General features: G+C 55.5%; 16 protein-coding genes, 2 tRNA genes and 1 pseudogene. 10 read left to right on the forward strand and 9 right to left on the reverse strand.

Annotation, left to right across the window (positions count from 1 at the left end):
• Positions 1 to 24 precede the first annotated feature (24 nt).
• Positions 25 to 945 (forward strand): sulfite exporter TauE/SafE family protein, encoded by a 921-nt coding sequence (locus tag AAC620_RS09360; protein WP_340244506.1) that lies wholly within the window; start codon positions 25 to 27, stop codon positions 943 to 945.
• A 2-nt stretch (positions 946 to 947) separates the two neighbouring features.
• Positions 948 to 1697 (forward strand): TIGR02186 family protein, encoded by a 750-nt coding sequence (locus AAC620_RS09365; RefSeq protein WP_340244507.1) that lies wholly within the window; start codon positions 948 to 950, stop codon positions 1695 to 1697.
• Here the strand turns inward: AAC620_RS09365 and AAC620_RS09370 are convergent.
• Positions 1674 to 3209, reverse strand: a complete 1536-nt coding sequence (locus tag AAC620_RS09370) for an ATP-dependent DNA helicase (RefSeq protein ID WP_340244508.1) — start codon at positions 3207 to 3209, stop codon at positions 1674 to 1676. The genes AAC620_RS09365 and AAC620_RS09370 overlap by 24 nt on opposite strands.
• Positions 3210 to 3423: 214 nt before the next feature.
• Between AAC620_RS09370 and AAC620_RS09375 the strand changes: the two genes are divergently transcribed.
• Positions 3424 to 3735, forward strand: a complete 312-nt coding sequence (locus tag AAC620_RS09375; protein ID WP_317655699.1) for a hypothetical protein — start codon at positions 3424 to 3426, stop codon at positions 3733 to 3735.
• Here the strand turns inward: AAC620_RS09375 and doeB are convergent.
• Both doeB and doeA read right to left on the reverse strand, forming a co-directional pair.
• Entirely contained in the window at positions 3732 to 4715 is a 984-nt protein-coding gene (doeB, locus tag AAC620_RS09380) for a N(2)-acetyl-L-2,4-diaminobutanoate deacetylase DoeB (protein ID WP_340244509.1), read from the reverse strand. The genes AAC620_RS09375 and doeB overlap by 4 nt on opposite strands.
• Positions 4712 to 5890, reverse strand: a complete 1179-nt coding sequence (gene doeA, locus AAC620_RS09385; RefSeq protein WP_340244512.1) for an ectoine hydrolase DoeA — start codon at positions 5888 to 5890, stop codon at positions 4712 to 4714. Before doeA ends, doeB begins: the two co-directional genes overlap by 4 nt.
• Positions 5891 to 6100: 210 nt before the next feature.
• Here doeA and AAC620_RS09390 point away from each other — a divergent pair, with 210 nt between their 5' ends.
• Positions 6101 to 7471 carry an aspartate aminotransferase family protein gene (locus AAC620_RS09390; protein ID WP_340244514.1) on the forward strand — a complete coding sequence of 457 codons (1371 nt, stop codon included), beginning with the start codon at positions 6101 to 6103 and terminating at the stop codon, positions 7469 to 7471.
• A 48-nt stretch (positions 7472 to 7519) separates the two neighbouring features.
• Here the strand turns inward: AAC620_RS09390 and AAC620_RS09395 are convergent, their stop codons facing one another.
• The 3 genes from AAC620_RS09395 to AAC620_RS09405 form a co-directional block, all read right to left on the reverse strand.
• Entirely contained in the window at positions 7520 to 8965 is a 1446-nt protein-coding gene (locus AAC620_RS09395) for a methyl-accepting chemotaxis protein (protein WP_340244516.1), read from the reverse strand.
• Between the two features lie 123 nt (positions 8966 to 9088).
• A tRNA-Ala gene (locus AAC620_RS09400) sits at positions 9089 to 9164 on the reverse strand.
• 100 nt (positions 9165 to 9264) lie between these two features.
• Positions 9265 to 9600, reverse strand: coding sequence for a TIGR02300 family protein (locus AAC620_RS09405; RefSeq protein ID WP_317655704.1), 336 nt, complete (start codon positions 9598 to 9600; stop codon positions 9265 to 9267).
• A 132-nt stretch (positions 9601 to 9732) separates the two neighbouring features.
• On the opposite strand from AAC620_RS09405, the gene AAC620_RS09410 reads away from it, so the two are divergent.
• Together AAC620_RS09410 and AAC620_RS09415 are read left to right on the forward strand one after the other, a co-directional pair.
• Entirely contained in the window at positions 9733 to 10452 is a 720-nt protein-coding gene (locus tag AAC620_RS09410) for a M48 family metallopeptidase (RefSeq protein ID WP_340244518.1), read from the forward strand.
• Between the two features lie 22 nt (positions 10453 to 10474).
• A complete protein-coding gene (locus AAC620_RS09415) occupies positions 10475 to 11128 on the forward strand; it encodes a GntR family transcriptional regulator (RefSeq protein WP_340244520.1) in 654 nt (217 codons plus the stop codon).
• 188 nt (positions 11129 to 11316) lie between these two features.
• On the opposite strand, the gene lpdA is transcribed toward AAC620_RS09415, so the two are convergent.
• The 3 genes from lpdA to AAC620_RS09430 all read right to left on the reverse strand — a co-directional run bounded on the left by lpdA (position 11317) and on the right by AAC620_RS09430 (position 14093).
• A complete protein-coding gene (gene lpdA, locus AAC620_RS09420; RefSeq protein ID WP_340244522.1) occupies positions 11317 to 12705 on the reverse strand; it encodes a dihydrolipoyl dehydrogenase in 1389 nt (462 codons plus the stop codon).
• Between the two features lie 165 nt (positions 12706 to 12870).
• Positions 12871 to 13272 carry an MAPEG family protein gene (locus AAC620_RS09425; RefSeq protein ID WP_340244524.1) on the reverse strand — a complete coding sequence of 134 codons (402 nt, stop codon included), beginning with the start codon at positions 13270 to 13272 and terminating at the stop codon, positions 12871 to 12873.
• A gap of 29 nt (positions 13273 to 13301) precedes the next feature.
• Complete coding sequence (locus tag AAC620_RS09430; RefSeq protein WP_340244525.1) at positions 13302 to 14093, reverse strand: SseB family protein; 792 nt, start codon at positions 14091 to 14093, stop codon at positions 13302 to 13304.
• Positions 14094 to 14211: 118 nt separating this feature from the next.
• Here AAC620_RS09430 and AAC620_RS12395 point away from each other — a divergent pair.
• The 4 genes and pseudogenes from AAC620_RS12395 to AAC620_RS09445 all read left to right on the forward strand — a co-directional run.
• A pseudogene (locus AAC620_RS12395) lies at positions 14212 to 14382 on the forward strand (capsule biosynthesis protein); the annotation flags it as partial.
• Between the two features lie 5 nt (positions 14383 to 14387).
• Positions 14388 to 15221: a 3-deoxy-8-phosphooctulonate synthase gene (gene kdsA, locus AAC620_RS09435; RefSeq protein WP_317655712.1), complete on the forward strand. Its 834-nt coding sequence runs from the start codon at positions 14388 to 14390 to the stop codon at positions 15219 to 15221.
• A gap of 24 nt (positions 15222 to 15245) precedes the next feature.
• The gene (locus tag AAC620_RS09440) at positions 15246 to 16742 is read left to right on the forward strand and encodes a phosphomannomutase/phosphoglucomutase (protein WP_340244526.1); all 1497 of its coding nucleotides are present in this window, start codon (positions 15246 to 15248) and stop codon (positions 16740 to 16742) included.
• Positions 16743 to 16822: 80 nt separating this feature from the next.
• Positions 16823 to 16897 (forward strand) — tRNA-Gln (locus AAC620_RS09445).
• Positions 16898 to 16908 lie beyond the last annotated feature (11 nt).

Here is a 16908-nt window from a genome sequence, read left to right on the forward strand (position 1 = left end):
TAAGAGTGATGAACGGCCCCCCTTATGCAAATCTATCTGCCCATCGCCGAAGTCAGTGTTGACGCTTTTGCCATTCTCGGGATTGGCGGATTGGTTGGCATATTGTCAGGTATGTTTGGGGTCGGCGGTGGCTTTTTGATCACGCCTCTGCTGTTTTTCATCGGCATCCCCCCCGCTGTGGCGGTTGCCACATCCGCCAGTCAGGTCGTGGCGTCATCCGTTTCAGGCGTGATGGCCCATCTCAAGCGGCGCACAGTTGATTTGCGCATGGGTGTGGTTTTGCTGATTGGCGGCTTGATCGGCGCGGGCGCAGGTGTGCAGCTTTTCGCGATTTTGCGCGCCATGGGTCAGGTCGATCTGGTAGTGCAGATTTCCTATGTGGTGTTCTTGGGCATCATCGGCAGCATGATGTTTGTCGAAAGCCTACGCGCCTTGCGCAAAAGTCGCCATGGCACAGCCCCAAAGCGGCGCAAACATAACTGGGTTCACGCCCTGCCCTTCAAAATGAAATTCCGTGTTTCGGGGCTGTATATTTCTGTAATCCCCCCACTTGTTGCAGGGGCGTTTGTCGGGCTTTTGGCGGCCATCATGGGGGTCGGTGGCGGGTTCATCATGGTGCCTGTCATGATCTATCTCTTGGGAATGCCGACCAAAGTTGTGGTTGGCACATCTCTGTTCCAGATTATTTTTGTCACTGGCTTTGCCACTGTGATGCATGCCGCAACGAACCGCACGGTCGATATTGTTTTGGCGATTGTTCTTTTGGTGGGAGGCGCGATTGGCGCGCAAATCGGGACGCAGATCGGCACAAAATTACGGGCCGAGCAATTGCGGATTTTATTGGCGAGCCTCGTCTTGATCGTCTGTGCAAAATTGGCTTTTGATCTCTTGGTCGAACCCGCCGAGCTCTATTCCATCTCTTACCAAGCGGGGGTGGGACGATGAGAATGCTTGTCGCACTCTTCGTTTATCTGTCCACGCTTCTGCCGGTCTGGGCCGAAGATGTGGTGGCAGGGTTCAGCCAAGACAGCATCTCGATTACGACCAATTTCTCTGGTTCAGAAATTTTGATTTTTGGCGCTGTGCGGCGCGAAGCGCCCATTGCACGCGATACAGACCTTGAGGTCGTGGTGACTGTCGCAGGCCCAAGCCGCCCTGTCACAATGCGGCGTAAGGAACGCTTTGGCGGGATTTGGATCAACCGCGCCTTTGCGCATATCGATGCTGCACCAACATTTTATGCTGTCGCCACCAGCGCCCCCTATCGTGACGCGATTAGTAGTGTTTCTGATGTGCTTTATAGCATCTCTCTGCCGCGTGCGTTTCGCAATGTCGCTGGCGGCGCAGATCATGCCAGTGGGTTCCTCGAAGCCCTAGCCCGTCTGCGCGCCGAAGAAGGCCTCTATCAGATCAATGAAAACAGTGTCGATCTGCGGGAAGATACCCTATTTTCGACCTCTATCGCCCTGCCCGCAAATTTGGTTGAGGGGGATTACTTGGTGCGCATTTTCCTAACCCGTGAAGGGCGCGTCATCAGTGCACATGAAAACACGATTGCCGTTCGAAAAGTCGGGATTGAGCGCGCAGCCTATCGTCTCGCAAATGAACAGCCGCTGCTTTACGGGTTTTTGGCGCTCTTCATCGCCATTGCCGTGGGGTGGCTTGTCTCCGCCCTATTCCGCATGATCCGCGCCTGATTGGGCGTCTAAGACCAAAGGCGCGCTTGGCACCTCCAGATCATCGACCCCAAGCGGGCTTTTGGGTTTTGACAGCATATAGCGCGTCACCCAAAACAAGCGGTTCTCAGCCCGCGTAATCGCCACATAGGCCAGGCGTTTCCACAAAGGTTGGCCCGCTTCGACACGGCCCATGCGGCTTGCCGCGTAAAGATCAGGGGCAAAGACCTGCACATCGGGCCATTGGCTGCCTTGTGCCTTATGGATCGTCACCGCAGCCCCGTGCAAAAACGCAGCGCCCATATGGGCGGCATAGGGGATGAATGGTTCCTCCTCATCGGGCAGTTCAATTTTCACGATAGAGGCGGCCGAAAGGCGCGGCGCCTCGGCCCCTATGACATGCAAGCGCGAAAACCCAGGTTTCGAGCCTGGCCCAACATAGACAACCTGCGCCCCCTTAATCAGACCGCGCGCCTCAAGATCAATGCGCTTCTTGCGATGCTTCAGCGGCAATTCAATCCCATCACAAATCAGAGGTTCGCCTGGCAATAGCGCATCAGAGGGCGCGCCATGCACAGATCGAAACCCCGTGATCAATCGCACCCTTGTGGCATTGCGCCAAACCAAAACGGGGCTGCGGGCCATCAAATCACTATCGGCGCGCGGCGAAACAACCACGCGCTCATCCCGCGCGGCTGCCTTCTCAATCATCCGTTCAAATTGCTCGAACTCAAGCGCGGGATCCCCCAAAGCATGGGCCAGATCAAGGATCGGATTATCTGCATCTTGGCGATGGATACGGCCCAAGGAATAAACCGCTTTTTGGTTGATCTGCTCGAACACCATTTTGCCTGACTGCCCCACGGGCGCCAATTGGGCGGGATCGCCGAACAGAACAAGCGCGGGAAATATCTCGCGCAAATCCGTGAATTGTTTATCATCCAACATGCTGGCCTCATCGACCAGACCGATATCCAACGGCTCCTCTCGCCGTTTCCAGCCTGTGATGAAATCCGACCCCCGTAACCCCGCCGCTGCCAAGGCTGCAGGAACGGATTTATGGGTTTCATAGGTCAGGCGCGCGCGCTCTAACGCCTCATCACTCAGGGCTTCAATCTGCGGCCTTTCCCCCTGCCCTGTAAGCCATTCTGCGACCTTTTCAAATTCAGGGTCATAAACAGGCGTATACAGAATGCGGTGGATGGTTGTGGCTGGCACCCCACGCATGCGCAAAACGCTTGCGGCCTTATTGGTGGGGGCAAGGATTGCAGCAGACCTGCGGTCTTTTCGGCGGCGCGGCTCGAAATCACCTGTGATCAGGTCGACCCCTGCGGTCTCAAGACCTTTGACCAAGGCCGATAGCAGCATCGTTTTCCCAGAGCCCGCTTTTCCCGTAATCGCCAGAACGCCTGATTGGCCATCTGAGATTGGGGTGATCGTCTCGGCCTCAATGTCAACACCATGCCCCGCCAACATGGCGGCAACACTATCAAAGGCCTCGGCCTGATCAGAGGAGAAGGTCAACGCAGACATGGGCGCACCCTAACGCCCAAGATGCCCCCCTTCCACGGCAAAAACACCGCTTCGGAGAAGTTAACCAAAATTCATGGAAAGTGTTTTTCAAATTTTGGGGGTTTTTTATTCATCTTGGCACGTCATGTGCAGCACCAGAGCGCCCGCAGGAAAAGCCTGTCGGGATACGGCTCGGAGAATCCGGCCATAATTAATTGGTACGGGAAAACCCCACATGTCCATGGAAGATGAAGAACTGCTTGAGGCAGTTTTGGCTTTGCTTATGTCTGAAACATCAGATTTCAGCGATTGCGCCAAAAAACTTGCAAAAGAATGGCCCGAAGTGCGCGTGTCCGATGTGATCGGCATAGTGCTAAAAGCCTGCGAAGTGATCGCACGCACCTTCAAGGATGGCGAAAATCGTCAAGACATCCGAAAAGGGCGTGAGTTCGCGCTATGGCTCTCTTACACGGCTTACGAACTCACCCAGCGCGGGGTCGATCCCGCGCTCATGCAAGACCTGCACAAGGTTGAGGGCGCAGATTAGGCGGCACCCAACTCGACAGCCAACACCGCTGCACAATCGCCTGATTTGATCAGGCCAGGTGCATGGCGGGCCACAAGCAAACCATCACGCTTGGCCAGAAGGCCGAGCGGGGGTTTGCCTGTGGCCTCAACAGGCCAAATGCGGGCAACAAGATCACCCGCGCGCAGGCGCGCGCCCAAATCAACAACGGGTTCATAAAGCCCATTCATCTCGGCAAAGGTAAAACAATCCGCATCAGGCATATCTAACAGGCTGCTTGGTGCCTGTTCTACCTTGCCCTGCACAACGCCCAAATGAACCAAAAAATTGCGCACCCCGCGTTTGGCAATCGCGACTGTTTCCGCGCGCGCCATCCCTGCGCCACCAAGCTCGGTCGTCACGAAGGTTTTCCCTGCGCGCTCAACCGCGCCGTCAAACATACCTGTGTCATCAATCTCAAGCATTTTAACAGTATAAGGTGCGCCAAAGGCGCGGGCGGCCTGCGCACAAGCCTGATCTTGGGCCGGATCGGACAAGACATGGCTTGCGGCAAAGGGCAGAAAGTCCAACGTTTTGCCGCCCGAGTGGAAATCCAAAACCGCATCAACCCGCGGCAGGAGTTCATCGTTGAGATAGGCCGCGATTTTCTGTGTGACCGTGCCCCGCGCATTTCCAGGAAAGGCGCGGTTCATATTGCCTTGATCAATCGGCGATGTGCGGCTTGCCGCCAAAAAGGCGGGCGTATTCATCTGCGGCAGAATGATGATCCGCCCCGCGACATCAGAGGCCTCAAGCGAATAGGCCAAATCATGCAGGGCAATCGGCCCTTCATACTCATCCCCATGATTGCCGCCCGTCAACAAAACGGTCGGGCCATCGCCATTGCCGATGACGCAGATCGGAATCATAACATGGCCCCATGCGCTGTCATCACGGCTATGGGGCAGGCGCAAATGGCCATGCGCCTTGCCCATGCCATCAAGGGCAATGGTTGGGGTCATTTCACAAATACCTCGCGTGGCAAGTTAGACAGGCATTCAACACCTGTCTCGGTGATCAGGATCGGCTCAGTGATTTCAAGCCCGCCATCATCCAACCACAAAGCAGGCATGAAATGGAAGGTCATTCCTGGTTTAAGAACGGAACGATCCCCGCGCCGAAAGCTCATTGTGCGCTCACCCCAGTCAGGCGGATAGCTTAGACCAATCGCATAGCCACAGCGGCTATCTTTCTCAAACCCCATTTCATTGAGCTTTTTGTTAAAGGCATTCGCAATATCTTCACAGAAATTCCCTGGCTTCGCTTGTTCAAGGCCTGCATGGATTGCCTCAACCACCGCCTCTTCAGCACGGCGATATTTTTCAGGCGGCTCGCCCAAGAAAAGCGTGCGCGATTGAGGGCAATGATAGCGGCGATAGCAGCCTGCGATTTCAAAAAAGGTCGCTTCGCCCGCAGCCATAGGTTTGTCATCCCATGTCAGATGCGGGGCGGTGGCATCCACACCTGAGGGGGTCAGGGGCACGATGGCGGGATAATCGCCCCAATGACCATCTGCACCCAAAATACCCGTGCGGCTAATCTCGGCCACAAGGGCGTTTTTCGGCATGCCAGGCTCGGCCGTTTCACGGATGACTTCGTGCATCCGCTCCACAATCTTTGCAGCGCGGCGCATATAGGTGATTTCCTGCTCGGATTTCACCGCGCGTTGCCAATTGACCAAACCTGTGCTGTCCACAAATTCAGCATCAGGCAGCCCCTTCACCAAAGCCGCATAGGCAGCAGCAGAGAAATAGTAATTATCCATCTCAACGCCAATGCGCCCTCGCAGGCCACCATGATCATGGATCAGGCTCGCAAGGGTTTCATGCGGGTGTTTTTCTGGGTTTTGCACATAGGTGTCATCATAGCCAACCACAGCGTCATCTGACATCCAGACTGTGCGTAAAGCACCCAATCCATCCATCGCGCGGCCCCACCAAATCGGCTCGCCTTTATGGCCCAAGAGCACTGCTTGATGGACGTAAAATGACCAACCGTCATATCCCGTCAACCACGCCATATTGGACGGGTCAGTTACAATGATGAAATCCAAATTTCGCGCGGCCATCTCGGCGCGCGTGCGCGCAATACGCGCCTGATATTCTTGGGTTGGAAAGTTATGAATGCGAGAAACCATCTGCCGCCTCCTGTTGGTGGGCCAAGTTTTCGATAATTCAGCGCCCACCGCTTCCCGCTTCGCGTCATTGCTTGCACCAAAAACGTCGCTTGCGCCAATCACAGTGTCGGGTCTGTGATCCATGACTTCGCCGCAAGGCATGGCACTGGGGCGGATTTTCCCTTAGGCTTGCGGCAAACGTGCCAAACCACATGACAAAGGACAAAGCCGATGCTTACCAATGATCAGCTGTCGAAATGGGATCGCGACAGCTTCATGCACCCTTCAACACATCTTGCGCAACACGCCCGCGGCGAAAGCCCCAATCGGATCGTGCAAACCGCAAGCGGCTGTCATATCACCGACCGCGATGGAAATCGTTTTTTGGATGCATTTGCTGGGCTTTACTGCGTGAATATCGGCTATGGCCGTCAAGAAGTGGCCGAGGCCATTGCCGAGCAAGCCCGCGAATTGGCATATTACCACGCCTATGTAGGCCATGGCACTGAGGCCTCAATCACGCTTGCGCAGATGGTCATGGATCGTGCGCCCGACCATATGTCAAAGGTCTATTTCGGGCTTGGTGGATCAGATGCCAATGAAACCAACATCAAATTGGTTTGGTATTACAACAATATCCGTGGGTTGCCGCAGAAGAAAAAGATCATCTCGCGCTGGCGCGGCTATCACGGCTCAGGCCTGATGTCGGGATCCCTGACAGGGTTGAGCCTGTTCCATCAAAAATTTGACCTGCCTCTTGATGCGGTCTTGCACACAACCAGCCCCTATTACTTCCGCCGTGATGACCTCAGCCTCTCCGAGGCGGAATTCTCGGCCAAATGCGCGGCTGATCTTGAGGAGCTGATCGCCCGCGAAGGTGCTGACACTATCGCGGCCTTTATCGCAGAACCCTTACTGGGAACAGGTGGGATTGTGCCGCCGCCCGCAGGGTATTGGGAGGCAATCCAACCCGTTCTGCAAAAGCATGACATCTTGTTGATTGCCGATGAAGTGGTCACGGGCTTTGGCCGCATGGGATCAATGTTTGGCTCACCCCATTATGGCATCACACCAGACATCATGACCATCGCCAAGGGCCTAACCTCGGCCTATGCGCCGCTCTCAGGATCCATCATTTCCAACAAAGTTTGGAAGGTTCTTGAGGACGGCACCGATGAATTCGGCCCCTTGGGGCATGGTTGGACATATTCCGCCCACCCCATCGGCGCGGCTGCAGGTGTTGCCAATCTCAAACTTTTGGACAGCCTGAATTTGGTTGAGAATGCCCGTGACACGGGCGCATATTTCAACCAAGCCATGCGCACCGCCCTTGCCGAGCATGCCCATGTGGGCGAAGTGCGCGGTGATGGGATGCTTTGCGCGGTGGAATTGGTTGAGGATCGCGACACGCGCACTTTCTTTGACCCCGCCAAAAAGATCACCCCCCAGATTGTCGCCGCAATGGCGCGGCGCGGCGTGATTGCACGGGCCATGCCGCAGGGCGATATCATTGGCTATGCGCCGCCGCTCTGCCTCAGCCGCGAGGAAGCGGATACTGTCGTTAGCGTAACGACCGAGGCCATCAAAGAGGTCTTGGGATAAGCCACTTGGGATGGGGCCATGATGTTATGGCCCCGTCCCAGATTTGGCCTAGTCAATCAGATAGGCCAACCTCAGCCCGCCCCAGTGACGACCATTGACTGTGATGGGTGCAGAGACATCTTTCATCATTCGAAACTCGCCATTGCCCATGTCACGGCGGTAGGCCTGCAAAAGGAACGGGCGTTGGCTTTGGCCTGCGGCCAATCCGACACGATCATCAAAGATGCGGCGATTTCGGCAATGTTTCGCATTCCACGCAGGATCACCTAATTTCTGCTGTTCACTGAATTTCAAATTATGGGTGGGAATAAACCCGTTGCGATCAATCGCAGCGCAGAACACAACCGTGCGCGATAGGGTCAACACGGGCTCTTGAAGCGGCGGCAAAACCTGATCGGTGAAGCCAACAAATTTGGTCATATGCTGCTTCGGATCAGATTGCGGGATTTCAACATAACGCTCGTCAAATAAGTCCGCTTCGCTGATCTTTCGGTCGCGCACTGCCGCCGCGAATATGCCCGAGATCAGCGCGGCAACCTCCTTAACGGCAGTGATGTAGGGGCTGTCGACTGTCTCGACCCCAAGCCGTGCCGAGATCCCTGTCAGCGCCTCTGAATGGTCGGTTATTGACAAAAGCGATTGGCTGGCTTTGGCCAAGGTGGCCGCCTGACTGTCCACGCTTTGCGTGATTTGGTCGATATCGACTTGTGTCTCGTTGATATCTGCATCAATCGCGCGCGCGGCCGCAACGATCTGCTCTTGGGTTTGGCGCATTTGTTCTAAGGTCTGTGGTAGGGTCTGAACCTCATCACCAACATTGCCCGTATGGGCGCGGATCATCTGGGTTACTTCACTGGCTTGGGTGGCTTGCGAGATCACCGCCTGCATTTCGCTGCTAAGTTCCTCAATCGTGTCACCAATTTCGGCTGTGGCAAGACCCGCTTGGTTGGACAGCTGTTTGACCTCACCTGCGACCACCATAAAGCCGCGCCCATGCACGCCCGCGCGTGCGGCCTCAATCGAGGCATTTAAAGACAAAAGATTGGTCTGACGCGCAAGGCCACTGACATGGTGCGAAACTTTGGCAACCCGCTCCAACGAGGAGGCAACGCGCCCTAAATGCGATGCGATTTCATTGACCTGATCGGTCAAGGTCGTCACGCTTTCCATCATTTGCGCAATGCTTTGCGTGGTTTCAGAAATCTGATGACTTGCCGCGTTCGACCCATCGCGTGTTTGGGTCGCGGCAATCATCACGTCATTCCCCCGCAAGGCCATGGCGCGCATCCGATCACGGATAATATGAAAGGTGCTGCGTTGTTGCTCGGCACCTTCTGAGACATCCTGAACATCACCAGAAACTTGGGCGATGGCGATTGACAGATTGCCAACACGCCGCGCGATCCCTTTTATCGAGTCTATCGTCTCGTCAGTGCGACCCGAGGCAATAGGCGCTGCGGCCTCGTGAAACTGGTTGGTTGGCTCTGCGTTCATTGCGCCACTTCCTCTATTTGGGACGTAGTGACAAGAACGGCTCGGCAGAGCGATGATTTAGCAAAAACAGCACGAAAACCGCGCAAATATGCGCGCTTCTTACTGGTTTTATCCAAGGGGGTTTGGTGGAGCCTAGGGGGATCGAACCCCTGACCTCTTGCATGCCATGCAAGCGCTCTCCCAGCTGAGCTAAGGCCCCGTAACCATGCGCAACATTAGTTGCGATCTGCGGTTTATGGTGTCGCGCGGGGCAGATCAAGCGAAAAATCCGCCCCACACGCAACGGTTTTCAGAGTGGTTTACTCGTCATCATCCGAACCGACATCGGCAATGTCATCGAGCGAGACATTGTCGTCATCGTCATCTTCGAGAAGATCATCATCGAGATCGGAATCATCATCCAATACCAAATCATCTTCATCATCCAAGACCACCTCATCATCCGCATGGGCGTTGGATTTGGCCGCAGAGGCGGCAGATGGTTTTTCGGCGACCAAGCTGCGGCTGCCTTTACCAGTATCTAATGTGACCACCTCGCCCGTATACGGGCTGACGATTGGGTCTTTGTTTAGGTCGTAGAAACGCTTGCCTGTGGTTGGGCATACGCGTTTAACACCCCATTCCTCTTTGGGCATGACACCCCCTTCAATGAACGCTATCGAGAGAATTGCGATCCCCTGCCACAATGTGAATAGGGTGTCAAAGGCTTTCCGAAAACTAATGCGCGGATTGCCCGTTCGATTGAAGAAACACAGAGGCTTATTGCGATGCGGCGCAAGACATCATCTTGGATTCACCAATTGGACGGGCCACAGCCCGTTGAGGTGGTGATGAAGAAATCCGTGCGCGCCACGCGATTTTCATTACGCGTGTCCAATCGAGATGGCACTGTCAGCCTAACCATGCCCCATTGGGCGCCAGAAGGTGAGGCCTTGGCCTTTCTGCACGCTCGCCGTGATTGGTTGATGGGGCATTTGCAAAACCGCCCCACAGCACAGCGCCCTGTCATTGGTGCGGTGATTCCCATCGAAGGTGTTCCCCATCCAATCATCGCGGGCGGTGGCCGTTCCGCAAAGCTGGTCGATGGATGTTTAAGCGTTGCCGATGATCCACGCCTGCCCATTCGCGTGGCCGCCTTTCTAAAAACCCGCGCCAATGCGCGGCTCCACACAGCCTCCGAATATTACGCGAATAAACTGGGAAGACAGTTTTCCAAGCTCACACTTCGTGACACCAAAAGCCGCTGGGGCAGTTGCTCGGCGCAGGGTCATTTGATGTATTCTTGGCGACTGATCATGGCCCCGCCTGAGGTGCTAGATTATGTCGCCGCCCATGAGGTTGCGCATTTGGCAGAAATGAACCACGGCCCAAAATTCTGGGCACATTGCGCCGCGCTCTGCCCTGAGTATCAACGGCATCGCGCATGGCTCAAAACCCATGGGAACGAGATTTTGGCTTGGCGTTTTGAGAGCTTGCCAACGGGATAAGGTTTGTGATCACATATAGCCTATGTTGATCAACCCGCGCCCAGCTGAACAAACCGCTGCCGTGGCCCATGAACGGGTCTATCGCGCTTTGCGCTCGCGCATCATGCATGGCGAAATTTTACCAGGGCGGGCAATGACGCTGCGCGGAATTGGCCAAGAATTTCAGGTATCCATGACCCCTGCGCGCGAGGCGGTGCGGCGTTTGGTCAGCGAAGGTGCATTGTTTTTATCGGCGTCTGGCCGCGTATCGACCCCAGAACTTAGCAATGAACGGATCGAAGAATTGGCAGCGTTACGCGCCTTGCTTGAGCCTGAATTGGCCGCACGCGCCCTGCCGCGGGCGCATATGGCCCTTATCGAACGTATGGAAAGCACCAATAGCGCGATTGCAGGGGTGATCCATACGGGCGATGCCATTGCCTATATTCGCCATAACCTTGAATTCCACCGCACGCTCTATTTGCGCGCACAAGCGCCCGCAATGTTGGCTTTGGCGGAAACGGTTTGGCTGCAATTGGGGCCGACCATGCGCGCCCTCTACGGGCGGCTAAACCGAACCGATGCACCGCAGCATCATCGCTCGATCCTCGCTGCATTAAAGGCTGGAGATGAGCCAGGGCTGCGCTTGGCCGTTCGGGCCGATGTCACCCATGGATTAAGGCTGCTGGCGGCCTGAGGCTGACCATTAACCATTGCTTAAACCGAATCGGGTTTTAAATGACCCATGCGGTTTGCAGTCCCCCAATCAGGAAACCGCCGTTAGACTTGCCCAAGGTTTCCCCGACTGTTGCGCAAGTCACCCCAAAGGAAAGATGCCGAATGCCTCCCCTGCATTCGGCATCTCTTTGTTTCAGACGCCGCAAGTCAGGCGTGGATCGCCCCATCCCCACAGGCCAATGCCGCCTCGCGCACTGCCTCAGAGAATGTAGGATGCGCATGACAGGTCAGCGCCAAATCCTGCGCACTGGCGCCAAATTCCATCGCGACACAAACCTCATGGATCAAATCCCCTGCCGCAGGGCCAATGATATGAGCCCCCAAAATGCGGTCAGTGTCTTTGTCGGCAAGGATTTTCACAAAACCATCCGCCGCGAAATTCGCCTTAGCACGGCCGTTGCCCATAAAGGAGAATTTCCCAACCTTATAGGCGCGGCCCTCAGCCTTCAGCATCTCCTCAGTCGCGCCAACCGAAGCCACTTCGGGGTTTGTGTAAACCACGCCGGGGATCACACCATAATTCACATGGCCACGTTTGCCCGCGACAACCTCGGCAACGGCCATGCCTTCGTCCTCGGCTTTATGCGCCAACATTGGGCCTGCGATACAATCACCAATCGCATAAACGCCCTTGATATTGGTCTGCCAGTGACCATCCGTTTTGATTTGGCCGCGCTCGGACAGTTCCACCCCAAGCGCATCAAGGCCAAGCCCCTCGGTGTAGGGTTTGCGCCCAGTCGCAACCAGAACCACATCTGCAACAACCTGATGGTCGCTGTCATCTTTCTTCAATTTGTAGCTGACAGTCGCATTGGTCTTGGTCGTTTTTACCCCTTGAACAGCGGCGCCAAGCGTAAATTTCAAACCCTGTTTTGAAAGGATTTTTTGGAAATTCTTGGCAACTTCACTGTCCATACCGGGGGTGATGGTATCGAGATACTCAATCACCTCGACCTCGGCCCCAAGACGGGCATAGACCGACCCAAGCTCAAGACCGATGACCCCAGCACCAATGACAACCATTTTCTTGGGCACTTTACCCAAAGCCAAGGCGCCCTCAGAAGTGACCACGATTTTTTCGTCTACCTCAATGCCTGGCAGCGTGGACGGCGTTGAGCCAGATGCAATGATGATCGATTTTGCGGTATGGGTTGTGTCGCCAACCTTCACCTGCCCCGCTGCGGGGATGGAGCCGAACCCTTTGATCCAATCCACTTTGTTCTTTTTGAACAGGAATTCGATCCCTTTGGTGTTTTGGCCAATCACATCATCTTTATAGGCCAGCATACCTTTCCAATCGACCTTGGGCGCAGCACCTTTGAGGCCCATCTTGGCGAAGTTATGTTCTGCCTCGTGCAAGGCATGGCTTGCGTGCAGCAGCGCCTTAGACGGAATGCAGCCAATATTAAGGCATGTGCCGCCCAATGTGTCGCGGGCTTCGACACAGGCGGTCTTTAGGCCCAATTGTGCGCAACGGATTGCGCACACATAGCCACCAGGGCCTGCGCCAATAACGATAACATCATAATCTGCCATAATCTTCGCCTCCTTGGCGCTTGGTCGTGGCCCTGCATCAGGCCGAATTTGCCAAGCGCATAGGAAATTGGCGTGCGCGAAACAAGGATTTTCACCCCTCACCCCCCCGAAAACGGGCCAAAATAGCGCGGCTCAGGGGGTGATTTTCAGCTTTGTGATCACAAATTAAAAAACTGCGATCACAACCATAGCGATTGTCGCAAAGAACCCAACCGCCCAAATGATAGACCGCCACGGCGTGAGTCCCTGCGCATAGGCTGGCACAAAAAGAATCCGCGCCACCAAATAGGCATGGGCGCAAATTTCGGTGGCGGCATTAGATGCCCCAAGCGCTGTCACCAAACCCACCGCGATAGCAAAGAGGATCAATGCCTCAAAATGGTTGTTTAAGGCGCGCTGCAATCGGCCTGCAACACCCGTTAGGCTTTTGGCTGTATCCCGCGCGCTCATGGAATACCCAACCCCGACCTGTAAATTCGCAACAACGCCATACAGCATCAATTGGAATACCTGTAAAAAGAAAGCGAGGGCGAGAATGTAGAGCTCGGTCGTCAATGCGGTTTGCATGGCTAAGCCTTTCGTTGCAGCGGGCCAAGCTATCGCAGCTTGGGTGGGTTATCTGGGTCCGATCCCGGCGCGGGGCGTTCCCGTGGCTTTTCAACCTGTGGCAGATCAAAACGCAAGCCAACCTTCGCCAATTTCGCGACAAAGGCCTCCTGCGCCGGCAAAAACACCACATCAAGCATGCCCGCCTCAACGCCAGACAGATGGAGCGTTTCTGAAACGGCGCGCGCCAAGGCCTCATGCGCCTCGGGCGCTGCATCGATAAAGCATAGAATATGGCTGTGACTGCCATCGGCATACTCGGCTAAGGCAAGATAGGCCCCTGCAGCCAACCCCGTCAGCCCTGCTAATTTGGCGTCCAAAGCAATCAACACATCTTGCGGCAGGCCGCGTGGTGCGTTCAGCGACACGGGGCGCGCATCTATGGATGTTGGCCCCTGCTCGGCAATATCGCGCAGCCAGATCATCGCAGCGCCGTCAAGCAAGATCTCGCTGGGCGCGACCCCAAGGTTCAAGCCCAGACCAATATCCTGAGGCGCCAACATTTTCGCCAAGGCCCGCCCCGTAAGCGCAGCATAGGGTGCTTCTACCCCGTCCACGAACTGAGACAGCCGTTCTTCGCGGTCAAAGGCCAAGACGAAGGAAACCCCCTCAGATGTTAGGATTTTTGGCTCAATCCGATCCTGCCCAACGGCCATTGCGCGCTCAAGCAGGACGAATAGCTCAGCCCCCAAAAGGCGGTCATAGAACCGCAGTCGCGGCATCTGGGCATCAGGGTCTGCTTGCATTTGCGCATAGGCATGATCCAAGGGCGTTTCGGTCATCCATCCACACTCCAACATCTTGCGCAAAAGACGCGCAGGTCAGGATTATTCACCCCATTTCGTATTGCCCCGCCCCGGCCTGCGCAAGGGCGGGGGCAGGATCACACCCAATCTTTCAGCAAACTGCCAAACACTTTACCTATCTATCAGTGTCCTTCCTGTCGCGCCTGACGAGGCGGCCTATCCGCGCAGTTTTGAAAATACATTGCTTGCCTTCCTTGTGTTTTCGGGCATCTACCTGTTGATATCAATGACAGCATCCATTCTTCGCGAAAAGGTATCGGCGTAAAAACTATGAGAGACGTGCAAATCGGAAATCTGACGGTCGGCAACGACCGCCCGCTCACCCTTATTGCGGGGCCTTGCCAATTGGAAAGCGCAGATCATGCGCAGATGATTGCAGGTATCCTAAAAGAGGCCTGCGAAAAGGCAGGCGCGCAGTATATTTTTAAGGGCAGCTTTGATAAGGCCAATCGCACCTCACTTAATGCCGCGCCCCCCTTGGGCTTGGATAAAGGTCTTGAGGTTTTGGCATCTGTTAAATCCACGCTTGGCGTGCCTGTTCTGACCGATATTCACGAAAAAGAGCAATGCGCCCCCGTGGCCGAGGTGGTGGATGTTCTCCAGATCCCTGCTTTCCTGTGTCGCCAAACCGCCCTTTTGCTAGCGGCGGGAAGGACGGGTGCCGTGATCAACGTCAAAAAGGGACAGTTTCTTGCCCCGTGGGATATTCCCAATGTGGTCGCCAAAATCGAAAGCACGGGCAATGATCGGATCCTGCTCACCGAGCGCGGGGTCAGTTTCGGCTATAACCGCCTCGTGGTTGATATGCAGTCTCTGCCCGAGATGGCAAAAACGGGCTGCCCCGTTGTAATGGATGCAACCCACGCTGTCGCACAACCTGGGGGTTTGGGTGGCGCATCAGGCGGGCAGCGCGAATTTGCACCTGTTTTGGCCCGTGCCGCCGTGGCGGTTGGTGTGGCCGCGGTCTTTACCGAGACGCACCAAGACCCCGACAACGCCCCTTGCGATGGCCCCAATATGATCCGACTGTCGGATATGCCCGCATTGATTGAAATGTTGATGCAGCTTGACCAATTGGCCAAAGCCAACCCAATCCGCATTTAACCCAAGCCCAATAAGGTATTCATCATGACAAAACCCCTCGCCAAGGTCACCCCGAATACATGGGCCTTTTTGCGCGATCCCATGATCAAACCGACCGGATTTCGCGAATATGATGCACGCTGGCGTTTTCCCGAAGAGATCAACCTGCCGGGCGTTACTGCCTTGGGTCTAGGGCTTGGCACACAAATGCATGAGGCGGGCATCCGCCCTGAGATCGTGGTGGCCAATGATTACCGCGACTATTCGCTCTCGGTCAAAAACGCGCTGATCTTGGGTTTGATGCAGGCGGGGATCAAGGTGCGGGATATCGGCCCCGCCCTCAGCCCGATGGCCTATTTTGCGCAATTTCACCTTGATGCGCCAGCCGTGGCCATGGTGACAGCCAGCCATAACCCCAATGGATGGACAGGGGTGAAAATGGGATTTGAAAAGCCCCTCACCCATGGCCCAGTCGAGATGGCGCGTTTGCGCGATATCGTTTTGGGCGGCGCGGGCGTGGCGCGCACGGGCGGCGCGTATGAGTTTGTCGATGGAGTCAAAGAGGCCTATTTGGATGATCTCGTTGGCGATTTCAAAATGACCCGCAAGCTGCGCGTGGTCTGCGCCACGGGCAATGGCACGGCGTCGGCCTTTGCCCCTGAGTTATTCGCGCGCATGGGGGTCGAGGTGGTCGCATCGCATAATGCGCTTGATTACACATTCCCGCATTACAACCCAAACCCTGAAGCGATGGAAATGTTGCATGACATGGCCGACACGGTGCGTGAAAGCGGCGCTGATTTCGCGCTTGGGTTTGACGGGGATGGCGATCGTTGCGGCGTGGTGGACAATGAAAGCGAAGAAATTTTCGCCGATAAGATGGGCGTGATCTTGGCCCGGGATCTGGCCAAACATCACAAGGGTGCGATTTTCGTAGCTGATGTGAAATCTACGGGGCTGTATGCCTCTGACCCTGAATTGCGGGCGCTTGGCGCGCGGGCGGATTATTGGAAAACCGGCCACAGCCATATGAAACGCCGCGTGCATGAATTAGGCGCACTCGCGGGGTTCGAAAAATCGGGCCACTACTTCTTCGCGCCGCCTTTGGGACGTGGCTACGATTGCGGCATGCGCGTTGCGGTAGAAATCTGCAAATTGATGGATCGCAACCCTGACGCCTCTATGGCGGATCTGCGCCGCGCTTTGCCCCAAACCTACGCCACCCCGACCATGTCGCCCTATTGCGCGGACACGCAAAAATACGATGTTCTCGCTCGGTTGGTGGAAAAACTCGCGACTTTACAGGGTCAAGGCGGCTCACTGGGCGGGCAGAAAATCGTGGATGTAGTAACGGTAAATGGCGCGCGGGTGATATTGGAAAATGGCGGATGGGGCCTTGTGCGGGCCTCATCCAACACGCCAAATTTGGTGGTTGTCTGCGAAAGTCCCGCCAGCGAAGCAGAAATGCGCGCAATCTTCCAAGACCTAGACGCGATCATTCGAACAGAACCCGATGTCGGGGCCTATGATCAAACGATTTGAGACTACGAAAATAAACCAAAGATTTTTCGCACAAGGGTCTTGATCCTGCGACCCGCGCAAAGTAACTAGCGCGGCACGGTTGGGGTGTAGCCAAGTGGTAAGGCAACGGTTTTTGGTACCGCGTACCGTAGGTTCGAATCCTACCACCCCAGCCAATTCTTCCCAA

It is taken from the genome of Roseobacter sp. HKCCA2468, from assembly GCF_037805105.1.
Taxonomy (GTDB): Bacteria; Pseudomonadota; Alphaproteobacteria; order Rhodobacterales; family Rhodobacteraceae; genus M30B80.

What these genes read in the sequence shown, in the direction of transcription:
- kdsA (WP_317655712.1), top strand. Translation starts at nt 14,388, where the DNA reads ATGAGAGACGTGCAAATCGGAAATCTGACGGTCGGCAACGACCGCCCG.
- AAC620_RS09425 (WP_340244524.1), bottom strand. Translation starts at nt 13,272, where the DNA reads ATGCAAACCGCATTGACGACCGAGCTCTACATTCTCGCCCTCGCTTTC.
- AAC620_RS09370 (WP_340244508.1), bottom strand. Translation starts at nt 3,209, where the DNA reads ATGTCTGCGTTGACCTTCTCCTCTGATCAGGCCGAGGCCTTTGATAGT.
- AAC620_RS09375 (WP_317655699.1), top strand. Translation starts at nt 3,424, where the DNA reads ATGTCCATGGAAGATGAAGAACTGCTTGAGGCAGTTTTGGCTTTGCTT.
- AAC620_RS09440 (WP_340244526.1), top strand. Translation starts at nt 15,246, where the DNA reads ATGACAAAACCCCTCGCCAAGGTCACCCCGAATACATGGGCCTTTTTG.
- lpdA (WP_340244522.1), bottom strand. Translation starts at nt 12,705, where the DNA reads ATGGCAGATTATGATGTTATCGTTATTGGCGCAGGCCCTGGTGGCTAT.
- AAC620_RS09395 (WP_340244516.1), bottom strand. Translation starts at nt 8,965, where the DNA reads ATGAACGCAGAGCCAACCAACCAGTTTCACGAGGCCGCAGCGCCTATT.
- AAC620_RS09360 (WP_340244506.1), top strand. Translation starts at nt 25, where the DNA reads ATGCAAATCTATCTGCCCATCGCCGAAGTCAGTGTTGACGCTTTTGCC.
- doeA (WP_340244512.1), bottom strand. Translation starts at nt 5,890, where the DNA reads ATGGTTTCTCGCATTCATAACTTTCCAACCCAAGAATATCAGGCGCGT.
- AAC620_RS09415 (WP_340244520.1), top strand. Translation starts at nt 10,475, where the DNA reads ATGTTGATCAACCCGCGCCCAGCTGAACAAACCGCTGCCGTGGCCCAT.
- AAC620_RS09405 (WP_317655704.1), bottom strand. Translation starts at nt 9,600, where the DNA reads ATGCCCAAAGAGGAATGGGGTGTTAAACGCGTATGCCCAACCACAGGC.
- AAC620_RS09365 (WP_340244507.1), top strand. Translation starts at nt 948, where the DNA reads ATGCTTGTCGCACTCTTCGTTTATCTGTCCACGCTTCTGCCGGTCTGG.
- AAC620_RS09390 (WP_340244514.1), top strand. Translation starts at nt 6,101, where the DNA reads ATGCTTACCAATGATCAGCTGTCGAAATGGGATCGCGACAGCTTCATG.
- AAC620_RS09410 (WP_340244518.1), top strand. Translation starts at nt 9,733, where the DNA reads ATGCGGCGCAAGACATCATCTTGGATTCACCAATTGGACGGGCCACAG.
- doeB (WP_340244509.1), bottom strand. Translation starts at nt 4,715, where the DNA reads ATGACCCCAACCATTGCCCTTGATGGCATGGGCAAGGCGCATGGCCAT.
- AAC620_RS09430 (WP_340244525.1), bottom strand. Translation starts at nt 14,093, where the DNA reads ATGACCGAAACGCCCTTGGATCATGCCTATGCGCAAATGCAAGCAGAC.